At 35.9% G+C, this 18,887-nt stretch carries 19 protein-coding genes; 12 read left to right on the top strand and 7 right to left on the bottom strand.

Features of this window, described 5'->3' with window-relative positions; translation table 11 throughout:
- Positions 1–5: 5 nt before the first annotated feature.
- The 5 genes from qoxD to HMPREF2597_RS10860 form a co-directional block, all read right to left on the bottom strand.
- The gene (gene qoxD, locus HMPREF2597_RS10880; RefSeq protein WP_002459461.1) at positions 6–296 is read right to left on the bottom strand and encodes a cytochrome aa3 quinol oxidase subunit IV; all 291 of its coding nucleotides are present in this window, start codon (positions 294–296) and stop codon (positions 6–8) included.
- Complete coding sequence (qoxC, locus tag HMPREF2597_RS10875) at positions 293–898, bottom strand: cytochrome aa3 quinol oxidase subunit III (protein ID WP_002459460.1); 606 nt, start codon at positions 896–898, stop codon at positions 293–295. The genes qoxD and qoxC overlap by 4 nt, the downstream gene beginning before the upstream one ends.
- A complete protein-coding gene (gene qoxB, locus HMPREF2597_RS10870) occupies positions 888–2,876 on the bottom strand; it encodes a cytochrome aa3 quinol oxidase subunit I (RefSeq protein ID WP_002459459.1) in 1,989 nt (662 codons plus the stop codon). Before qoxB ends, qoxC begins: the two co-directional genes overlap by 11 nt.
- Positions 2,876–3,988, bottom strand: a complete 1,113-nt coding sequence (gene qoxA / locus HMPREF2597_RS10865; protein ID WP_002478386.1) for a cytochrome aa3 quinol oxidase subunit II — start codon at positions 3,986–3,988, stop codon at positions 2,876–2,878. The genes qoxB and qoxA overlap by 1 nt, the downstream gene beginning before the upstream one ends.
- Positions 3,989–4,289: 301 nt before the next feature.
- A complete protein-coding gene (locus HMPREF2597_RS10860) occupies positions 4,290–4,607 on the bottom strand; it encodes a DUF5011 domain-containing protein (RefSeq protein WP_002459457.1) in 318 nt (105 codons plus the stop codon).
- 258 nt (positions 4,608–4,865) lie between these two features.
- On the opposite strand from HMPREF2597_RS10860, the gene HMPREF2597_RS10855 reads away from it, so the two are divergent.
- The gene (locus HMPREF2597_RS10855) at positions 4,866–6,011 is read left to right on the top strand and encodes a globin domain-containing protein (protein ID WP_002478385.1); all 1,146 of its coding nucleotides are present in this window, start codon (positions 4,866–4,868) and stop codon (positions 6,009–6,011) included.
- On the opposite strand, the gene HMPREF2597_RS12975 is transcribed toward HMPREF2597_RS10855, so the two are convergent.
- Both HMPREF2597_RS12975 and folD read right to left on the bottom strand, forming a co-directional pair.
- A complete protein-coding gene (locus HMPREF2597_RS12975; RefSeq protein ID WP_225306461.1) occupies positions 5,994–6,215 on the bottom strand; it encodes a hypothetical protein in 222 nt (73 codons plus the stop codon). The two genes, HMPREF2597_RS10855 and HMPREF2597_RS12975, sit on opposite strands and share 18 nt — an antisense overlap.
- Positions 6,216–6,296: 81 nt before the next feature.
- Positions 6,297–7,154 (bottom strand): bifunctional methylenetetrahydrofolate dehydrogenase/methenyltetrahydrofolate cyclohydrolase FolD, encoded by an 858-nt coding sequence (gene folD / locus HMPREF2597_RS10845; RefSeq protein ID WP_012990888.1) that lies wholly within the window; start codon positions 7,152–7,154, stop codon positions 6,297–6,299.
- Positions 7,155–7,364: 210 nt separating this feature from the next.
- On the opposite strand from folD, the gene purE reads away from it, so the two are divergent.
- Genes purE through purD form a run of 11 tightly spaced genes read left to right on the top strand, consistent with a single transcriptional unit; the run spans position 7,365 to position 18,598 of the window.
- Positions 7,365–7,847 (top strand): 5-(carboxyamino)imidazole ribonucleotide mutase, encoded by a 483-nt coding sequence (gene purE / locus HMPREF2597_RS10840; RefSeq protein ID WP_002478383.1) that lies wholly within the window; start codon positions 7,365–7,367, stop codon positions 7,845–7,847.
- On the top strand, positions 7,834–8,961 hold the full coding sequence (purK, locus tag HMPREF2597_RS10835) for a 5-(carboxyamino)imidazole ribonucleotide synthase (protein ID WP_002478382.1): 1,128 nt from the start codon (positions 7,834–7,836) through the stop codon (positions 8,959–8,961). Before purE ends, purK begins: the two co-directional genes overlap by 14 nt.
- Positions 8,962–9,666 (top strand): phosphoribosylaminoimidazolesuccinocarboxamide synthase, encoded by a 705-nt coding sequence (purC, locus tag HMPREF2597_RS10830; protein WP_002478381.1) that lies wholly within the window; start codon positions 8,962–8,964, stop codon positions 9,664–9,666.
- Positions 9,666–9,926: a phosphoribosylformylglycinamidine synthase subunit PurS gene (gene purS, locus HMPREF2597_RS10825; protein WP_002459451.1), complete on the top strand. Its 261-nt coding sequence runs from the start codon at positions 9,666–9,668 to the stop codon at positions 9,924–9,926. Before purC ends, purS begins: the two co-directional genes overlap by 1 nt.
- A gap of 1 nt (position 9,927) precedes the next feature.
- Positions 9,928–10,599: a phosphoribosylformylglycinamidine synthase I gene (purQ, locus tag HMPREF2597_RS10820; protein WP_070817298.1), complete on the top strand. Its 672-nt coding sequence runs from the start codon at positions 9,928–9,930 to the stop codon at positions 10,597–10,599.
- Positions 10,592–12,781: a phosphoribosylformylglycinamidine synthase subunit PurL gene (gene purL / locus HMPREF2597_RS10815; protein ID WP_002478379.1), complete on the top strand. Its 2,190-nt coding sequence runs from the start codon at positions 10,592–10,594 to the stop codon at positions 12,779–12,781. Before purQ ends, purL begins: the two co-directional genes overlap by 8 nt.
- A complete protein-coding gene (purF, locus tag HMPREF2597_RS10810) occupies positions 12,760–14,244 on the top strand; it encodes an amidophosphoribosyltransferase (protein ID WP_002459448.1) in 1,485 nt (494 codons plus the stop codon). Before purL ends, purF begins: the two co-directional genes overlap by 22 nt.
- On the top strand, positions 14,237–15,268 hold the full coding sequence (gene purM, locus HMPREF2597_RS10805) for a phosphoribosylformylglycinamidine cyclo-ligase (protein WP_002478378.1): 1,032 nt from the start codon (positions 14,237–14,239) through the stop codon (positions 15,266–15,268). Before purF ends, purM begins: the two co-directional genes overlap by 8 nt.
- A complete protein-coding gene (purN, locus tag HMPREF2597_RS10800) occupies positions 15,268–15,834 on the top strand; it encodes a phosphoribosylglycinamide formyltransferase (protein WP_002478377.1) in 567 nt (188 codons plus the stop codon). The genes purM and purN overlap by 1 nt, the downstream gene beginning before the upstream one ends.
- Before the next feature lie 15 nt (positions 15,835–15,849).
- Positions 15,850–17,328, top strand: coding sequence for a bifunctional phosphoribosylaminoimidazolecarboxamide formyltransferase/IMP cyclohydrolase (purH, locus tag HMPREF2597_RS10795; protein WP_012990887.1), 1,479 nt, complete (start codon positions 15,850–15,852; stop codon positions 17,326–17,328).
- A gap of 22 nt (positions 17,329–17,350) precedes the next feature.
- Positions 17,351–18,598 (top strand): phosphoribosylamine--glycine ligase, encoded by a 1,248-nt coding sequence (purD, locus tag HMPREF2597_RS10790; protein ID WP_012990886.1) that lies wholly within the window; start codon positions 17,351–17,353, stop codon positions 18,596–18,598.
- Positions 18,599–18,887: the final 289 nt, after the last annotated feature.

The following is an 18,887-nucleotide window of genomic DNA, read 5'->3' as shown; positions in this document are numbered from 1 at the left end:
GCGCATTATAAGTGGTGTGAGTGTCCACCTTGCATTACCCAGTACGTACCGATAACAGTAACAAGGGTGATGATAATGGCAAAAATAACTTTGAATGATTGAACTTGTCCATCTTTACCTTCAGTTAAATGCATAAACATTAATAATTGAAGGGCAGCTTGGATAAATGCAAATCCAAAGATGATTGTAACTTTAGCATGGAAAGTCAATGTTGTGTATAGAGTTACAAACACTGCTAAAAGCGTTAATACGATAGAAGCAATAAATCCGATTGTATGTTTTACGATTGTATTCATCCGCTATACACCATCCCTATCATATATACGGCAGTGAAGATGAAGATCCAAACAACATCTAAGAAGTGCCAGTATAAACTTACAATGAATAACTTAGGAGCATTGTATTTATTCAATCCACGAGTTGCTACTTGGATTAATAAGCAAATGATCCAAACAATACCTAACGAAACGTGGGCACCATGAGTACCTAAGAGGATGAAGAAACTTGACCAGAACGAACCGATTGTTGGATTTACACCTTCGCTAGCATAGTGCGCGAATTCGTATATTTCAAATCCAACGAATACAAGGCCTAATGCAAGTGTAATAATCATCCATAACATCATTAAGTTTTGCTTTTCTTTACGCATATAGTAAATTGCAATACCACATGTGTAAGAACTTAATAACAAGGCAAATGTCATAATCAATACGAGTTTTAACTCGAATAAATCAGTTGTCAATTTACCTGCATAATCGCCACCATGTTGTAACGTTAATAACGTTGCAAATAGTGTACCAAATAAGGCAAATTCGGCTGTAAGGAAAATCCAAAAGCCAAGTTTATTTAGTTCACCTTCATGCGTACGTGCATCAATAGTTTTTACATCATGACTCATGACTTACAGCCTCCCTTTCTTTAATTCGTGCTTCTCTTAAGCGAGCTTCATTTTCAGCAACTTCAGAAGCTGGAATATGATATCCGTGATCTTGAACGAAACTTTGATAAATCATCGTACCAAATACACCTACTAAACAGATTAGGGCAGGGATGATTGTTTCGAAGATTAAGAAGAAACCACCGATAGTCATGAAAATACACATCCAGAAACCAGTGTGTGTATTGTTAGGCATGTGAATGTCTTTGTAATTATGGTTGTCTAAGTAGTGACGACCATGTTCTTTCATATCAACAAATGTATCATAGTCATTCCAGTCTGGAGTGATTGCAAAGTTGTATTTAGGTGGAATAGCTGAAGCAGTAGACCACTCTAATGTACGACCAAGACCATCCCAGTTATCACCAGTTGCTTCACGAGGTGCTTTGATATGGCTATAAACGATGCTAACAACAAGGAATAAGAAACCTACTGTCATTAATAGGGCACCGATTGTTGAGATGAAGTTTAGTAAAAACCAGCCATCTGAAGGCATATACGTGTATAAACGACGTGGCATACCATCTAGTCCAAGAATGAATTGTGGTAAGAAACAAACGTTAAATCCAATCATGAACAACCAGAAACACCATTTGTTTAATGTTTCATTTAATTTGTAACCCATCATCTTAGGATACCAGAATATTAAACCAGCTAAGCAGGCAAATACTACACCAGTAACCAATGTATAGTGGAAGTGAGCTACTAAGAAATAAGTGTTGTGATATTGATAGTCAGCTGATGCCATCGCTAACATTACACCAGTAACCCCACCTAATAGGAAGTTAGGAATAAATGCTAATGAGAATAACATCGGTGACTCGAAAGTAATTCGACCTTTGTATAGTGTTAATAACCAGTTAAATAGTTTTACACCGGTTGGTACACCAATAAGCATTGTTGAGATTGAGAAGAATGAGTTGATTAATGCACCATTACCCATTGTGAAGAAATGGTGAACCCAAACTAAGAAACTCAAGAATGCGATACCAGCAGTTGCCCATACCATACTTTGATGTCCAAATAAACGTTTACGAGCAAATGTTGGGATAATTTCAGAGTAAATACCAAATGCAGGTAAAATAACGATATATACTTCAGGGTGCCCCCATACCCAGAAGAAGTTTGCCCATAACATAGGCATACCGCCGTCTGCAACGGTAAAGAAGTGTGTTCCAAAGATTCTATCAGCTGTCATTAACGCTAATACAACAGTGAATACTGGGAATGCCAAAATGATAATTAATGTTGTAACAAATGCTGTCACTGAGAACATTGGCATTTGCATAAATTTCATTGTTGGCGTCTTCGCTCTAAGAATTGTAACGAAGAAGTTGATACCGGTCATCAGTGTACCAATACCCGATAGCTGAATTGCAATCAAATAGTAGTTTACACCTGGACCAGGACTGAATTCGCCAGCTAGTGGTGCATAGTTTGTCCAACCAGCAGCTGGTGAACCACCAATAATAAATGATAAGTTGAATAAAATCATACCAGCAAAGAATAACCAGAAACTAATGTTATTCATAACTGGGAAGGCTACATCACGCGCACCAATTTGTAATGGAATAACAACATTCCATAAACCGAACACAAATGGCATAGCCATAAAGATAATCATGATAACACCGTGTGTACTAAAAATTTCATTATAGTGGTTTGATTCTAAGAACTTGTTGTCTGGTACAGTTAATTGCGTACGAATTAACAGTGCATCAATACCACCACGAACGAACATTAATACTGCACAGATTAAATACATTAAGCCGATTTTTTTATGGTCTACGGATGTGAACCATTCAGTGTATAGATATTTCCATAATTTGAAATAAGTAATTACCGCAATAACAGCGATGACTAAGAATGGTGCACCAATTTGTGCAGCTGTAATCATCCAGTTACCTTTAACTAGTAATTGATCCCATGGAAAATTCATTAATGTCCACCTCCATGATCATCATCGTGCTTAGACGCATTTTCGTCTTTAGCAGATTTTGAGATTTTTTCCATTTCCTTATGATTGTGTTTTTCTTCATCCTTAAATTTACCTTCATAAGGATCATCGTTGCCAAGAATCATAGGTTTCATTCCATGACGTGCATAGTTAGCATTTGTAACTTTAACTTTACGTGCAGGCTTGATTGGTTTATCAGTTACATCTTTGTAAAGATCTTTTTCATCTGTGAAGTTAGGATCTTTTAGCTCGAAATTAAAACGTTTATAAGCATAGAAGATGTATTCTGGATCAGCTGCAGGGTCAACAAATGCCATATGTGTACCATTGAATGTGAGTTCTTTATTAGAAGTACTTGGTAAGAGTTGTTTATCAAAGGTATCTTGATCTAACGTTTTCTTACTGTGTGCTTCTTTAACCCATGAATCAAAATCTTTTTCACTTACAGAGTGAACTTTAAATGTTTGACGTGAGAAACCTTCACCATTGAAGTTAGAGTTACGTCCTCTGAAAGTACCTAATTGATCGGCTGTTAAAGTCCAATCCATAGTCATGCCAGTCATGGCATATTTTTGACCACCCAATTGTGGAATCCAGAAACTTGTCATGGTATCCATCGCTTGAAGCTTGAATGTTACCGGACGGTCTTTAGGAATAGTTAATGTATTCACCGTTTCGACCTTCTGATCTGGATAAGCAAAGAACCATTTATATCCAGCACTTACTGCGTAGATTGTAATAGGATCTTTGTCCTTTTGAGGTGGTTTTTCGTAATCGTATAAAGTTTTAACTGTTGGAATAGCTAAAGCAGTTACGATTAAGATTGGTACCACAAACCAAATAGTTTCAATTAAACCATTGTGGTGCATCTTACCAGATTCGTCATTTTTATTATAACTGTACTTAAAGATAAAAACGGCGAACATCGTAAGTACAACAGCAACAATAACAAGCATGAAGACGATTGAGTAGATAATCAAGAACTTCTGACTACTTGCTACTGGCCCTTTTGCATTAAAAACTTCTAAATTGGAACAACCACTAAGCAATACCAGTGTCCCAAACATTAGAAGCAAAGACTTAAATTTTGACACTTTTTTGACCTCCTAATACTACAAATGTAGGGCTTATCATTAATTTTAGTTTATTACGCAATATTTACAAGTACCTATAAGAAAAAAATTAAAATTATATGTAGGGAAAGACTAATAATGTGAGTTGTGGCGGGAAGTCCGAGATTTGTTAAAATTATGTGTCCATTCTGTGAAACCTAATATTTTAGCGGGAAGAATAGCAGATCAAGGGAATAGTTGAGAACGGTTATCATTTGTAGGGGTTAAGCGGTTTCCAGAATATTAAAAAAGACAGAGTTAAAACGCTCTGTCTATGTATCAATTATTTAACTTCGATATATCGGGTTGAAGTTTCAAGTGCGCCATCCGAATCAACGACTTCATATTTAACTTTATATTTTCCTGCTTTTGTTGTGTCAACATGGCCGTCAACTTGAATTTTATGTGTTAAATCTCCATCCTCTTTATCATACGCGCGTATACCTTTCAAAGGATGGTATTGTTGTCCTTTTTCAATAACTATATCATTTACTCCCTTTAATTCGGGTGCGTGGTTAGTAGTTGCTTCTGCACTTAAATTTGGGGTAACAAGGGTAGCGGAGACACCAAGCGCTGAAAGTGACTGTATTAGTTTATTCATATTTTGTTTACCTCCGAGTCATTAAGTCGTCTATCTATTTATCTTCACTATACACGTTTAGTTTTTATAATTCATCGTACTATAGTCCTAATATACAATAAATAAAATTTAAATTAAATAAACATCTAGAAAAATATTTATTAAGGTTTTGTAAAATGACTAATTTGTGAATTATTTTGCATAATAGTGAATTAGGTCCAATCTAAGGTTTAGAATAAAAAGTGGAAATAAGTTTGTATCATTAAGGGAGTTGAAGTTATGTTAACTGAGAAAGAAATGGATATTGTTCAACAAACAGTACCCGTATTGCAAGAAAAAGGAACAGAAATTACATCAAACTTTTATAACAGAATGTTTAAGCAACATCCAGAGTTAAAAAATATGTTTAACCAAACCAATCAACAAAAAGGATTTCAATCCACAGCGTTAGCACAAAGTGTATTAGCAGCAGCTATTAATATAGAACATTTAGAACGGATTATGCCAGTGGTAAAAGAAATTGCTTATAAACATTGTGCTTTACAAGTACCACCAGCAGGATATGATATTGTAGGAGAAAATTTAATTGCTGCTATTAAAGATGTTGTCGGACTTGATGATAGTAGTCCAATCATACAAACATGGAAAAATGCTTATCGAGAAATAGCACAAGTATTTATTGATGTAGAGCAAGAGATATACAGTCATATGTTATGGGAAGGCTTTCAACCATTTAAAATTGTTAAAATTGAAGAATTATCTTCCGATATTAAAGCATTTACTGTTGAATCATCGCAATATGATTTAAGTCGCTTTGAACCTGGTGAATATATTACGGTCGATGTCTCAAGTGATAAAATGCCTTACCGAGCTAAACGTCATTATTCAATTGTAGCTGGAACACCACAGCATTTAACCTTTGCAGTTAAAAGAGATGTTTCTACCCACCATGAAGGTGAAGTGTCTACTATTTTGCATGATGAACTGCATGAAGGGGACGATATTAATCTCTCCGCGCCGGTGGGACCATTTAAAGTAGATAATAACAGAGACAAACATTTGTTTTTAGGTGCAGGTATTGGTGTAACACCGCTCGTTCCAATGTTTAAACAAGTAATCGATAATGATAAACAATCACATTTTATTCAAGTAACTGCAGATACTGATGATACGCCATTTGTTAATATATTATCTCAGTATAGTGATAATGCTACAGATGCAAGCTATGAATTATATGATCGCTCAGTGCAAGGATATTTAAAACAAGCTGATTTAGTACAACATATTGATGAACAAACTGCAGTATATGTTTGTGGAGGTACTAAATTTTTACAATCAATGATTAGTATGTTAAGAGAAATGGGTGTAAATGAAAGTCAGATTCATTTTGAAACATTTGTGCCTAAATTAAGTGTTGAAGTATAATATTGGATAAAAACGATCTAGAAAACGCCTTGCTAAGATATAAATATGACGTATTTTGGCGAGACTCTTGAGGGAACAGGACAAGCTGAAGACAGGGGCCCCAACAAAGAGAAATGCGAAAAGCATTTCTCTTTGTTGGGGTGGCTGAAGCTGTCCCCTAAGAAAGCGAGCCAACAATACGAAGTATTGAATAAAAAGAAACACTCAGATGAGTTGAATTCAATTCATCTGAGTGCTATTTTTCTGAGATTTATGTCCCAGCCTTTTCTATAATTTGAGTACTAATTATTGAATGCCACGACGAAGTTTTTCGGCTAATAATGTATTATTTAATACCATTGTAATTGTTAATGGGCCTACGCCTCCAGGAACAGGTGTTATCGCTCCTGCAACTTCTTTTACAGCTTCATAGTCGACATCTCCCTTAAGTTTACCGTTTTCATCAGGAGTATTACCGACATCAACAATGACAGCACCTTCTTTAACATCTTCTTTTGTGACGAGTCCTGGCTTTCCGACTGCACTGACAATGACATCTGCTTCTTTAAGGTGTGCATGCATATCTTTAGTACGAGAATGTAGAATAGTTACTGTTGCGTTCGCTTGTAATAATAGCTTAGATATCGGTTGTCCTACAATATGGCTGCGGCCAATCACTACAGCATTTTTGCCTTCTAAATCTATATCGGCATGTTTTAAGATTTCCATAATGCCCAGTGGTGTACAAGGTACAAAAGTTTGCTCATCAATATATAGTTTGCCTATATTTGACGGGTGGAAACCATCAACATCTTTATCAGGATTGATTGCTTCTAATACTTTTTGTTCGCTTACTTGTTTTGGAAGCGGCACTTGGACAAGAATGCCACTGACTGAATCATCATTATTTAAACGGTCAAGTTCTTTTAATACATCTTCTTCAGACGTATCTTCAGCTAAATGTACGATTTCAGAAATCATACCAATTTTTTCGGCAGCTTTCTTTTTTGAATTAACATAACTTTGGCTTGCACCGTCATTACCTACTAAAATCACAGATAGTTTTGGAGTATAACCTTGCTCTTTTAATTGCTCAACTTGATCTTTCAAGCCTTGTCTGTAATCTTTAGCAATTTGTTTCCCATCTAAAATTTTTGCAACCACAAAAAATTCCTCCTTGTTTACTCAAACATAGTTATAGCTTAACTTTAAACGATTAATCACGTCGTTTTTGTGCCAAAAGACGTAAATTAATTGTAAAAATCGAATTAAAGTTCGATTTTTGATTGAAAAAGACTTCAATGATTGTTATGCTATATCTGTAATATACAACTAATCGTCTCTATATTTCAAACTTTTGAAAGGGTGTACAAATTGAAAGTAGCAGTCATTATGGGTAGTTCTTCAGATTGGAAGATTATGCAAGAAAGTTGTGCGATGTTAGAAGAATTTGGTATTCCGTTTGATAAGAAAGTTGTTTCGGCACATCGTACACCAAAATTAATGTACGATTTCGCAAACCAAGCGCGCGCTAATGATTACGATATCATTATTGCGGGAGCTGGTGGTGCAGCGCATTTACCGGGTATGGTAGCATCAATGACAACCTTACCGGTGATTGGTGTGCCAATCGAATCAAAAAGCTTAAAAGGACTAGATTCGCTATTGTCAATTGTTCAAATGCCAGGAGGTATTCCTGTTGCTACAACAGCTATAGGGAAATCTGGTGCTAAAAATGCGGGTATTTTAGCTGCGAGAATTCTAAGTATCAGTCACAAGTCAGTACTTGAAAAGTTAGAAAATTATGAAAAAACACTCGTTAAGAAAGTAGGGGACATGCAGCATGAGCTTCAATAAGTTAAAGTTTGGCGACACTATAGGCATTATTGGTGGTGGACAGTTAGGAAAAATGATGACCCAATCTGCTCAAAAAATGGGTTTTAAAGTTATTTGTTTAGATCCAAATACAGATTGCCCATGCCATCATATTGCTAATGAGTTTATCACTGCTGCCTATGATGATACACAAGCTTTACAAGAACTTGGTGAAAAATCAGATGTCATTACGTATGAATTTGAAAATATCTCAGCACAACAATTAAAGACGTTATCTGAACAATTTAATATTCCTCAAGGTTACCAAGCAATAGAATTACTTCAAGATCGACTAACCGAAAAACAAACATTAGAGCGAGCCGGGGCTCATATTGTTCCATTTTTATCAATAAACAATATAGATGATTTATACAATGCCATAGAAGAGTTAGGCTATCCTTTTATCATCAAAACAAGATTTGGTGGTTACGACGGGAAAGGACAAATTTTAGTTAAAGATCATACGGCGATAGAAGAAGCCAAACAGCTTATTGCGCAACAAGAATGTGTAGCTGAGCAATACCTCGACATTGAACGAGAAGTATCATTAACTGTCACAATCGGTAATCAAAAACAAACGACGTATTTCCCATTACAAGAAAATGAACATCGCAATCAAATATTATTTAAAACAATTGTTCCAGCACGCAGTGACAAAGAACAACTAGCAAGAATAGAAGTAAACAAAATCATCGATACTGTACATTTTGTTGGCACGTTTACAGTGGAATTCTTTATCGATAAACAAAATCAATTATATGTTAATGAAATTGCACCAAGGCCACATAATTCAGGTCACTATTCTATTGAAGCATGTGATTATTCTCAATTCGATACGCATATTCTTGCGATAACTGGTCAGACATTACCTCAGACTATAGAACTGCTAAAGCCTGCCGTTATGATGAATTTACTTGGTCGAGATTTAGATTTATTAGAAGACGATTTTGGTCAACATCCAGAATGGCATGTTCATATTTATGGCAAAGCTGAACGTAAACCAGATCGCAAGATGGGTCACATGACGATACTAACAGATGATGTAAATGCCACTGAAGCTACCATGCTTAAACAATTCGAAGGGAGAGAGTTATAAATGGCATTATTATATGAAGGTAAAGCAAAAAGAGTATTTTCTACTGAAGTAGAAAATCAATTGCGTGTTGAGTATAAAGATGAAGTAACGGCTGGCAATGGTGCGAAAAAAGATACCATGAAAGGCAAAGGTCGCTTAAACAATCAAATTACATCTATTATATTTGATTATTTAAGCCATAAAGGTATAGAGAGTCATTTTATTAAACAATTATCTGAGACAGAACAATTAGTTAAAGAAGTAAAGATTATTCCATTAGAAGTTGTTGTTCGTAACGTTGCAGCGGGCTCCATCACGAAACGCTTAGGTTTAGATAAAGGATATCAATTTAACGAACCACTAGTTGAATTTTTTTATAAAAATGATGACTTAAATGATCCGCTAATTACTGATGACCATGTCAAACTATTAAACATTGCCAACGATGAAGAAATACAAACATTAAAACAAATGGCTAAGGATATCAATCATGTACTGATACAACTTATGGATGAAATGGATTTACAGCTTGTGGATTTCAAAATAGAATTTGGAAAAACACAAGATGGAAAAATTTTATTAGCAGATGAAATTTCACCAGACACTTGTCGTATATGGGACAAGGATTCAGGTACGAATTTTGACAAAGATGTATACAGAAATGAAACAGGCTCACTGATTGACACATATCAAACATTTTTAAATAAATTGGAGGAAGTTAAATAATGAAAACGATTGAACTTCATATTACTTTACAACCACAAGTATTAGATACTCAAGGGCAAGCATTAAATCGTGCTGTACATGACTTAGGTTATACGCAAGTCAATGATATCCGCGTCGGCAAAGTATTATATATGTCTGTTGATGAAGCTACGGATGAAGCAGTTGATAACATCATTACAACGCTTAGTGAAAAGTTATTTGCCAATACAGTCATTGAAGAATACAGCTATAAAATCGTTGATGAAAAGGAGAATGCATGATATGAAATTTGCAGTTCTCGTATTCCCTGGTTCTAATTGTGATAGAGATATGTATAACGCGGCGATTAAAACAGGTGCTGAAGCTGAATATGTAGATTATCGTGAGACATCACTTGAAGGTTTTGATGGTGTACTTATACCAGGAGGATTTTCATTTGGAGATTATTTGCGCTCAGGCGCCATGGCTAGCGTAGCCCCAGTAATTGATGAAGTTAAACGTTTAGCAAGTGAAGGTAAACCAGTATTAGGTGTATGCAATGGTTTTCAAATTTTAACTGAAATTGGCTTATTACCAGGAGCTTTACTTCATAACGATTCCCATTTATTTATTAGTAGAAATGAAACCTTAAAAATTGTTAATAATCAAACGCCTTTTACTAACTTATATGAAAACAATGATCTCGTAGTATATCCAGTAGCACATGGTGAAGGGCACTATTATTGCACTGATGACATATATGAAGAATTAGTAACCAATAACCAAATCATATTAACGTATCAAGACAATCCTAATGGCTCATATAAAGATATTGCTGGCATCGTGAATAAAGAAGGGAATGTGTGTGGTATGATGCCTCATCCAGAACGTGCACTTGAAACAATTCTTGGTACTGATAGTGGCGTAAAATTATTCGAAACAATGGTTAATAGTTGGAGGGAACAACATGTCTAAGTTTATTGAACCTAGTATTGAAGAAATTAAAGTTGAAAAATTATATCAAGATATGGGTTTAAGTGATGCTGAGTACACTAAAGTTTGTGATGTTCTAGGTAGAGAACCAAACTTTACTGAAGTAGGTATATTTTCTGTTATGTGGAGTGAACATTGTTCATATAAACATTCTAAACCATTTTTAAAACAATTTCCCACTACAGGTGAGCGTATATTGATGGGACCAGGTGAAGGTGCTGGTGTAGTTGATATTGGTGATAACCAAGCGGTCGTTTTTAAAGTTGAATCACATAATCACCCTTCAGCAATTGAACCATATCAAGGTGCAGCAACTGGCGTAGGTGGGATTATTCGTGACATTGTGTCAATAGGTGCACGACCTATTAATTTATTAAACAGTTTGCGTTTTGGTGAATTATCAGTGAAACAAAATCAACGACTACTAAAAGGGGTCGTTCGCGGTATAGGTGGCTATGGTAACTGTATCGGTATTCCTACTACTGCAGGTGAAATTGAATTTGATGATCGTTATGATGGCAATCCATTAGTTAATGCGATGTGTGTAGGTATTATTGACCATGATATGATTCAAAAAGGGACGGCTAAAGGCGAAGGAAATTCAGTTATATATGTTGGTTTGAAAACAGGTCGTGATGGTATTCATGGTGCAACGTTTGCGTCTGAAGAATTGACGGAAGAAAGTGAAAGTAAACGTCCTTCAGTTCAAATTGGCGACCCTTTTGTAGGTAAGAAATTAATGGAAGCTACCCTAGAAGCAATTACATACAAAGAGCTCGTAGGTATTCAAGATATGGGAGCAGCCGGATTAACATCGTCATCGTCTGAAATGGCAGCTAAAGGTGGCAGTGGCTTAATATTAAATTTAGACCAAGTGCCGACTAGAGAACCTGGCATATCTCCTTATGAAATGATGCTTTCTGAAACACAAGAAAGAATGTTACTTGTTGTTGAAAAGGGTACGGAACAAAAATTCTTAGATTTATTTGATAAACATGAATTAGATAGTGCTGTTATTGGTGAAGTAACAAATACAGACCGTTTTGTACTTAAATATGAGGATGAAGTATTTGCAGATATTCCAGTGCAATCACTAGCTGATGAAGCACCTGTTTATGTGCTTGAAGGCGAAGAAAAGGCATATAATACTTCTAAAAATGATTATAATTCTATCAATGTTCAAGAGGTATTTGACCAGTTACTCACACATCCAACAATTGCATCAAAACATTATTTATATGAACAATATGATCAACAAGTGGGTGCCAATACAATCATTAAACCAGGTTTACAGTCTTCAGTTGTTCGTGTTGAAGGTACCCAAAAAGCGATTGCTTCTACCATTGATGGCGAAGCACGTTATGTCTTTAATCAACCATATGAAGGTGGAAAAATGGTAGTGGCAGAAGCCTATCGCAATTTAATTGCTGTTGGTGCCACGCCACTTGCAATGACAGATTGCTTAAATTATGGTTCTCCTGAGAAAAAAGAAATCTATCAACAATTAATAGATTCAACAAAAGGGATGTCAGAAGCATGTGAAATTTTAAAAACACCAGTAGTATCTGGTAATGTTTCGCTTTATAACGAAACACGTGGTACATCTATTTTTCCAACACCAGTTGTTGGTATGGTAGGGCTAATTGAAAATATCGAATATTTAAATGATTTCCATCCTCAAGCAGGACATAAATTGTACTTAGTTGGAGATACTAGGGATGATTTCGGTGGCAGTCAAATTGAAAAATTGTTATACGGCAAAGTGAATCATGAATTTGAAGCGATTGATTTAAGCGATGAAGTGACAAAGGGTGAAGCCGTTAAAAAGGCAATTAGAAATGGTGTGGCTTCACACGTACAGACTGTTGGCAAAGGTGGATTGTTAATTACTCTCGCTAGAATCAGTGCGCATTATAGTCTTGGATTAAAAGCTAAAGTAAATCTTTCAGATGCACAGTTATTCAGTGAAACGCAAGGACGTTATGTGATTGCTGTTAAAGCAGGACAAGAATTAAATATTGAGCATGCAATTGAAATAGGTCAACTTACAGATACGGATGAATTTAATGTTGCAGCTGCTCATACATCAATTTCTAAGAGAGCTTCTGATATAAAAGCACAATGGGAAGGAGCTATTGCGCAATGTTTAACTACAGTGGATTAAACGAAGAGTGTGGCGTATTTGGAATTTGGAACCATGCAGAGGCAGCTCAATTGACATATATGGGATTGCATAGTTTACAACATCGCGGTCAAGAAGGCGCTGGAATTGTTGTCACAGATGGTAACACATTAAAAGGTGAACGTGGTGTAGGGCTGTTAACTGAAGCAATCAAAGAAGTGCAAATGGAACAATTAAAAACAGGTCGTAACGCTATAGGTCATGTACGTTATGCAACATCAGGCAATAAAGGTATCGAGAATATTCAACCATTTCTCTATCATTTTTATGATATGAGCGTTGCAGTATGTCATAACGGAAATTTGATCAACGCACAATCATTACGACAATACTTAGAAAAGCATGGGGCAATATTTCATTCGTCTTCAGATACTGAAGTGATTATGCATTTAATTCGTAGAAGTAAAGCACCAACATTTGAAGAAGCACTAAAAGAAAGTCTACGCCAAATTAAAGGTGGTTTTACCTTTACGATTTTGACGAAGGATGCTTTATATGGTGCAGTTGATCCTAATGCCATTAGACCATTAGCGGTCGGAAAAATGCAAGATGGAACTTATATATTAGCAAGTGAAACATGCGCTATTGATGTTTTAGGTGGAGAATTTATCCAAGATGTTCACGCAGGAGAATATGTCGTTATCAATGACGAAGGTATAAAAATAAAATCATATACAAAACACACAAGTACTGCGATTTCAGCAATGGAATATATTTATTTTGCGCGTCCAGACTCTACAATAGCTGGTAAGAATGTGCATGCAGTTCGTAAAGCTTCTGGAAAGAAATTAGCTCAAGAAAATCCTGTAGAAGCAGATATGGTTATTGGTGTACCTAATTCATCATTATCAGCAGCTAGTGGCTATGCTGAAGAAAGCCAGCTGCCTTATGAAATGGGATTAGTTAAAAATCAATATGTCGCTAGAACGTTCATCCAACCAACTCAAGAATTGAGAGAACAAGGGGTACGTGTCAAACTATCAGCTGTCAAAGACATTGTAGAAGGTAAAAAAATTATTTTAGTCGATGACTCAATTGTACGTGGCACAACTATTAAACGTATAGTCAAAATGCTCAAAGATTCCGGTGCTAAAGAAGTACATGTAAGGATCGCATCACCAGAATTTATGTTTCCAAGCTTTTATGGTATTGATGTTTCAACTACTGCTGAGTTGATTTCAGCGAGTAAATCACCTGAAGAAATTTGTGACCATATAGGTGCCGACTCATTAGCCTATTTAAGCGTTGATGGTTTAATAGAAGCTATTGGCTTAGACTATGATGCGCCATATAGTGGTCTATGTTTAGAAAGTTTTACAGGTGATTATCCAGCTGGTTTGTATGATTATGAAGAAAATTATTTTAAGCACTTGAGCCCACGACAAAAAGCATATATCGAGAATCACCAACACTATTATGATCGAGAGGGAAATAAAAATGTCTAAAGCTTATGAACAATCTGGAGTAGATATAGAAGCAGGATATGAAGCAGTAGAAAGAATGTCAGCACATGTAAAGCGAACACTACGAAAAGAAGTCTTAGGTGGCTTAGGTGGTTTTGGTGCGACATTTGACTTATCACAATTGCAGATGACAGCGCCTATGCTTGTGTCAGGTACAGACGGTGTAGGAACAAAGTTAAAGTTAGCTATCGATCATGACAGACATGACACCATTGGAATTGATGCCGTAGCCATGTGTGTGAATGACATTCTTACAACTGGAGCAGAACCATTATATTTTTTAGATTATATTGCGGCAAATAAAGTTGTTCCAGAAGTTATTGAGCAGATTGTAAAAGGAGTCAGCGAAGGATGTCAACAAACAAATACCGCACTGATTGGTGGTGAAACCGCGGAGATGGGAGAAATGTATCATGAAGGTGAGTATGACTTAGCTGGCTTTGCTGTCGGTGCTGTTGAAAAAGCAGAATACATTGATGGCTCAAATATAAAAGCAGGTCATGCAATTATTGGTTTAGCTTCTAGTGGGATACATTCAAATGGTTATAGCTTAGTACGTAAATTAATTAAACAGACTGACATTGATTTATACGATGACTTCAATGGTCAAACATATTTAGATACATTCTTAACACCTACGCGACTCTATGTGAAACCGATACTTGATTTAAAAGATAAAGTAACAATCATGGGGATGAATCATATCACTGGTGGTGGATTTTATGAAAATATTCCTAGAGTGTTACCTGATGGTTTAGCTGCGCAAATTGATGTGAATACATTCCCAACACCTCCTATTTTTGACTGGTTACAACAACAAGGACAAATTTCTACGGATGAAATGTATAACATTTTTAATATGGGAATAGGGTATACGGTCATCGTTAGTCAAGATGACATTGCTAAAGCACTAGATGTCCTAAAAAAACACGATGTCCCTGCTTACCACATAGGCAATGTTATAGAAGATGCACATGTGCCTATTTATCTCAAGGGGGTAGAATAGTGACTAAGGTAGCTATTTTTGCCTCTGGGTCGGGCAGTAATTTCGAAAATATTGTTTTAAAAGTGGATAAAGGAGAACTCAACAATATAGAAATTACTTCACTTTATACTGATCATCTCGATGCGTATTGTATTGAACGCGCAAAACAGTTAAAGGTAGCAGTTAATATCAACGAACCAAAAGATTTTGACTCAAAATCTGCCTATGAACACCATTTGATTCGTTTACTAGAGCGTGAAGAAGTGGAATGGATTATTCTCGCAGGTTATATGAGGCTAATTGGTCCTGATTTGTTAGATGCATACGAAGGTAAGATTTTAAATATTCATCCATCATTATTGCCAAAATATAAGGGGAAAGATGCTATTGGTCAGGCTTTTAATAGTGGTGATAATGTTACAGGATCAACAGTTCATTATGTTGATAGTGGCATGGATACGGGAGAAATTATTGAACAAAGACAATGCGAGATCAAACCGGATGATACCAAAGAAAATTTGGAAGAACGAGTCAAACAATTAGAATATGAACTTTATCCTAGTGTTATAGCTAAGGTTATTAAATAAGGAGTTAAGTTAATCATGAAAAAAGCAATTTTAAGTGTTTCAAATAAAAGTGGCATTGTGGAATTTGCTAAAGCATTAAGTGATTTAGACTATGAATTATATTCAACCGGTGGAACTAAACGTGTACTAGAAGAAGCAAACGTTCAAGTTAACTCAGTTTCTGATTTAACTCAATTTCCTGAAATTATGGATGGACGAGTTAAAACATTACATCCTGCTGTGCATGGAGGTATCTTGGCCGATCGGGATAAACCTGAACATCTTGAACAATTAGCAGCTCAGCACATTGATTTAATCGATATGGTTGTTGTTAATTTATATCCTTTTCAAAATACCGTAGCTCGTCCAGATGTTACAGAAGAGGAAGCGATTGAAAACATAGATATTGGTGGGCCAACCATGTTACGCGCCGCAGCAAAAAACTTTAAACATGTAACAACGATTGTTCATCCATCAGATTACAATGAAGTTATTGATCGTATTAAAGCGCATCGTTTAGACGAAAATTTTCGTAAAGCATTAATGATAAAAGTGTTTGCTCATACAAATGAATATGATCATGCGATTGTTAGTTTCTTTAAAGGAGCCAGTGAACAATTAAGATATGGTGAAAATCCTCAACAATCTGCACGTTTTGTACGTACATCAAGTAGTAAACATACCATTGCTGGTGCGAAACAGTTACATGGTAAAGCATTAAGTTTCAATAATATTAAAGATGCAGATTCTGCTTTATCATTAGTAAAGAAATTTAAAGAGCCAGCTGCTGTTGCTGTTAAACATATGAACCCATGTGGCGTAGGAATTGGTGAAAATATAGAAATCGCATTTAAAAATGCTTACGATGCAGATAATCAATCCATTTTCGGAGGGATTATTGCTTTAAATAGAACGGTCACTGCAGAATTAGCTGAGACATTGCATGCTATCTTTTTAGAAGTAGTCATTGCGCCAAGATTTACAGATGAAGCCTTAGATATTTTGACAAAAAAGAAAAATATACGGTTATCAGAAATTGCTATGACAATTGATAAACGTGAAGAAGAATTTGTCTCTGTTTCAGGTGGTTACTTAGTGCAAGACAAAGATAATGATGAAATTACAAAAGAGGATATGAAAGTTGTAACGCATGCAGTACCTACTGATGATCAATGGGATGCCATGCTGCTAGGTTGGAAAGTCATTCCTTCCGTAAAAAGTAACGCGGTCATCTTAAGTAATTCCAAACAAACAGTTGGTATTGGTGCTGGACAAATGAATCGTGTAGGTGCTGCAAAGATTGCTTTAGAACGTGCAATTGAAATCAATGATAATGTGGTGATGGTATCAGATGGGTTCTTTCCAATGGATGATACAGTAGAATTAGCAGCGCAACATGGCATTAAAGCAATAATACAACCAGGTGGTTCAATTAAAGACCAAGATTCTATCGACATGGCAAACAAATATGGTATAGCGATGGTAATGACAGGAACTCGTCATTTCAGACATTAAACTAATAGGAAGGGAGAAATATATGAACATTCTAGTTATTGGTTCGGGCGGAAGAGAGCATGCATTAGTCTCAAAGCTCAATACGTCACCACTTGTCAATCATATAGATGTGATACCTGGAAATGATGCGATGAGTCAAATTGCTGATATTCATAAAGATATTGCAGAAAGTGACCACCAGCAAATTTTAAAATTTGCTCAAGCACATCAAATTGAATGGATCATTATAGGTCCTGAACAACCATTGATAGATGGCTTGTCAGATTTACTAAGACAACATGGATTTAAGGTGTTTGGTCCCAATCAGGATGCTGCACAAATTGAAGGTTCAAAATTATTTGCTAAGCAATTAATGGAGAAATATCATATACCAACAGCAGAATATAAAGAAGTAAATAGTAAAAGTGAAGCATTAACTTACGTAAAAGATTGTGAGTTACCGATAGTCATTAAAAAAGACGGTTTAGCAGCAGGTAAAGGTGTCATTATTGCGGAAACTAGAAAAGATGCTATTGCAGCAGTAGAAGAACTGTATCCCAAAGCGCAAGGTAAAGTTATCTTTGAAGCGTTTTTAGAAGGTGAAGAATTTTCATTAATGACCTTTATTAATGGTGATTATGCTGTACCGTTTGATTGCATTGCGCAAGATCATAAGCGTGCTTATGATAATGATAAAGGACCTAATACAGGGGGTATGGGTGCCTATTGCCCAGTACCACATATTTCTGAAGAGGTACTAAGTCAAACCAACAAAGATATTGCGCAACCTATAGCCAAAGCAATGAAACTGGAAGGCTATCATTACTTTGGTTTACTCTATATTGGTGCAATACTAACTTCTGAAGGTCCAAAAGTGATTGAATTTAATGCGCGTTTTGGTGATCCTGAAGCACAAGTATTACTTGCACATTTAGAAAGTGATTTAATGGCGCAAATTATCGCTTTAGCAAATAAGGAACCGATTCATTTTCAATGGAAACCAGGTTTCGTTGTTGGAGTAATGTTGGCTTCACAAGGTTATCCTGGTACTTATGTTAAAGGGCACAAAGTTTCTGGATTTACTTTAGATAATTCTTATTTTGTAAGTGGTTTAACAAAGGACGAAGCGGATTTCGTGACATCAGGCGGACGTGTCATTTTAGCCATTGGTGAAGGTCAGACAATACAGCAGGCACAACATGAAGCATACCAAAAGGTCAAGCACATAAAAAGTGACAATCTATTTTACCGACGTGATATCGGTAATAAAGCAATTGCTAAAGAAAATTAATGATTAATAATGTGAATTCAGTTTGGGATATCATTATGTTTTAGGCTATGAACTATATATTTTGTCAAGAGTTGACTGAAAATACGCTGATACCAAGCTTGTTTCAATCCTAGTCAACCTTGCCGAGGCAGGACTAGAATTCATAATGAATGCTGTTCCGCTCCCTCATAAAATAAACAGTTTGAGACAGCACTCTAGGAATGCGAAATCGTATAATATGGCGTTTTGAATATAAAGAAGCACAAAGATGATTTATGTCAAACCATCTTTGTGCTATTATTTTGGGATT

Source organism: Staphylococcus sp. HMSC063A07, assembly GCF_001836955.1.
Lineage (GTDB): Bacteria > Bacillota > Bacilli > Staphylococcales > Staphylococcaceae > Staphylococcus > Staphylococcus lugdunensis.
The sequence above is the reverse complement of the archived record's forward strand: the minus strand, read 5'-3'. Positions and strand labels throughout refer to the sequence as shown.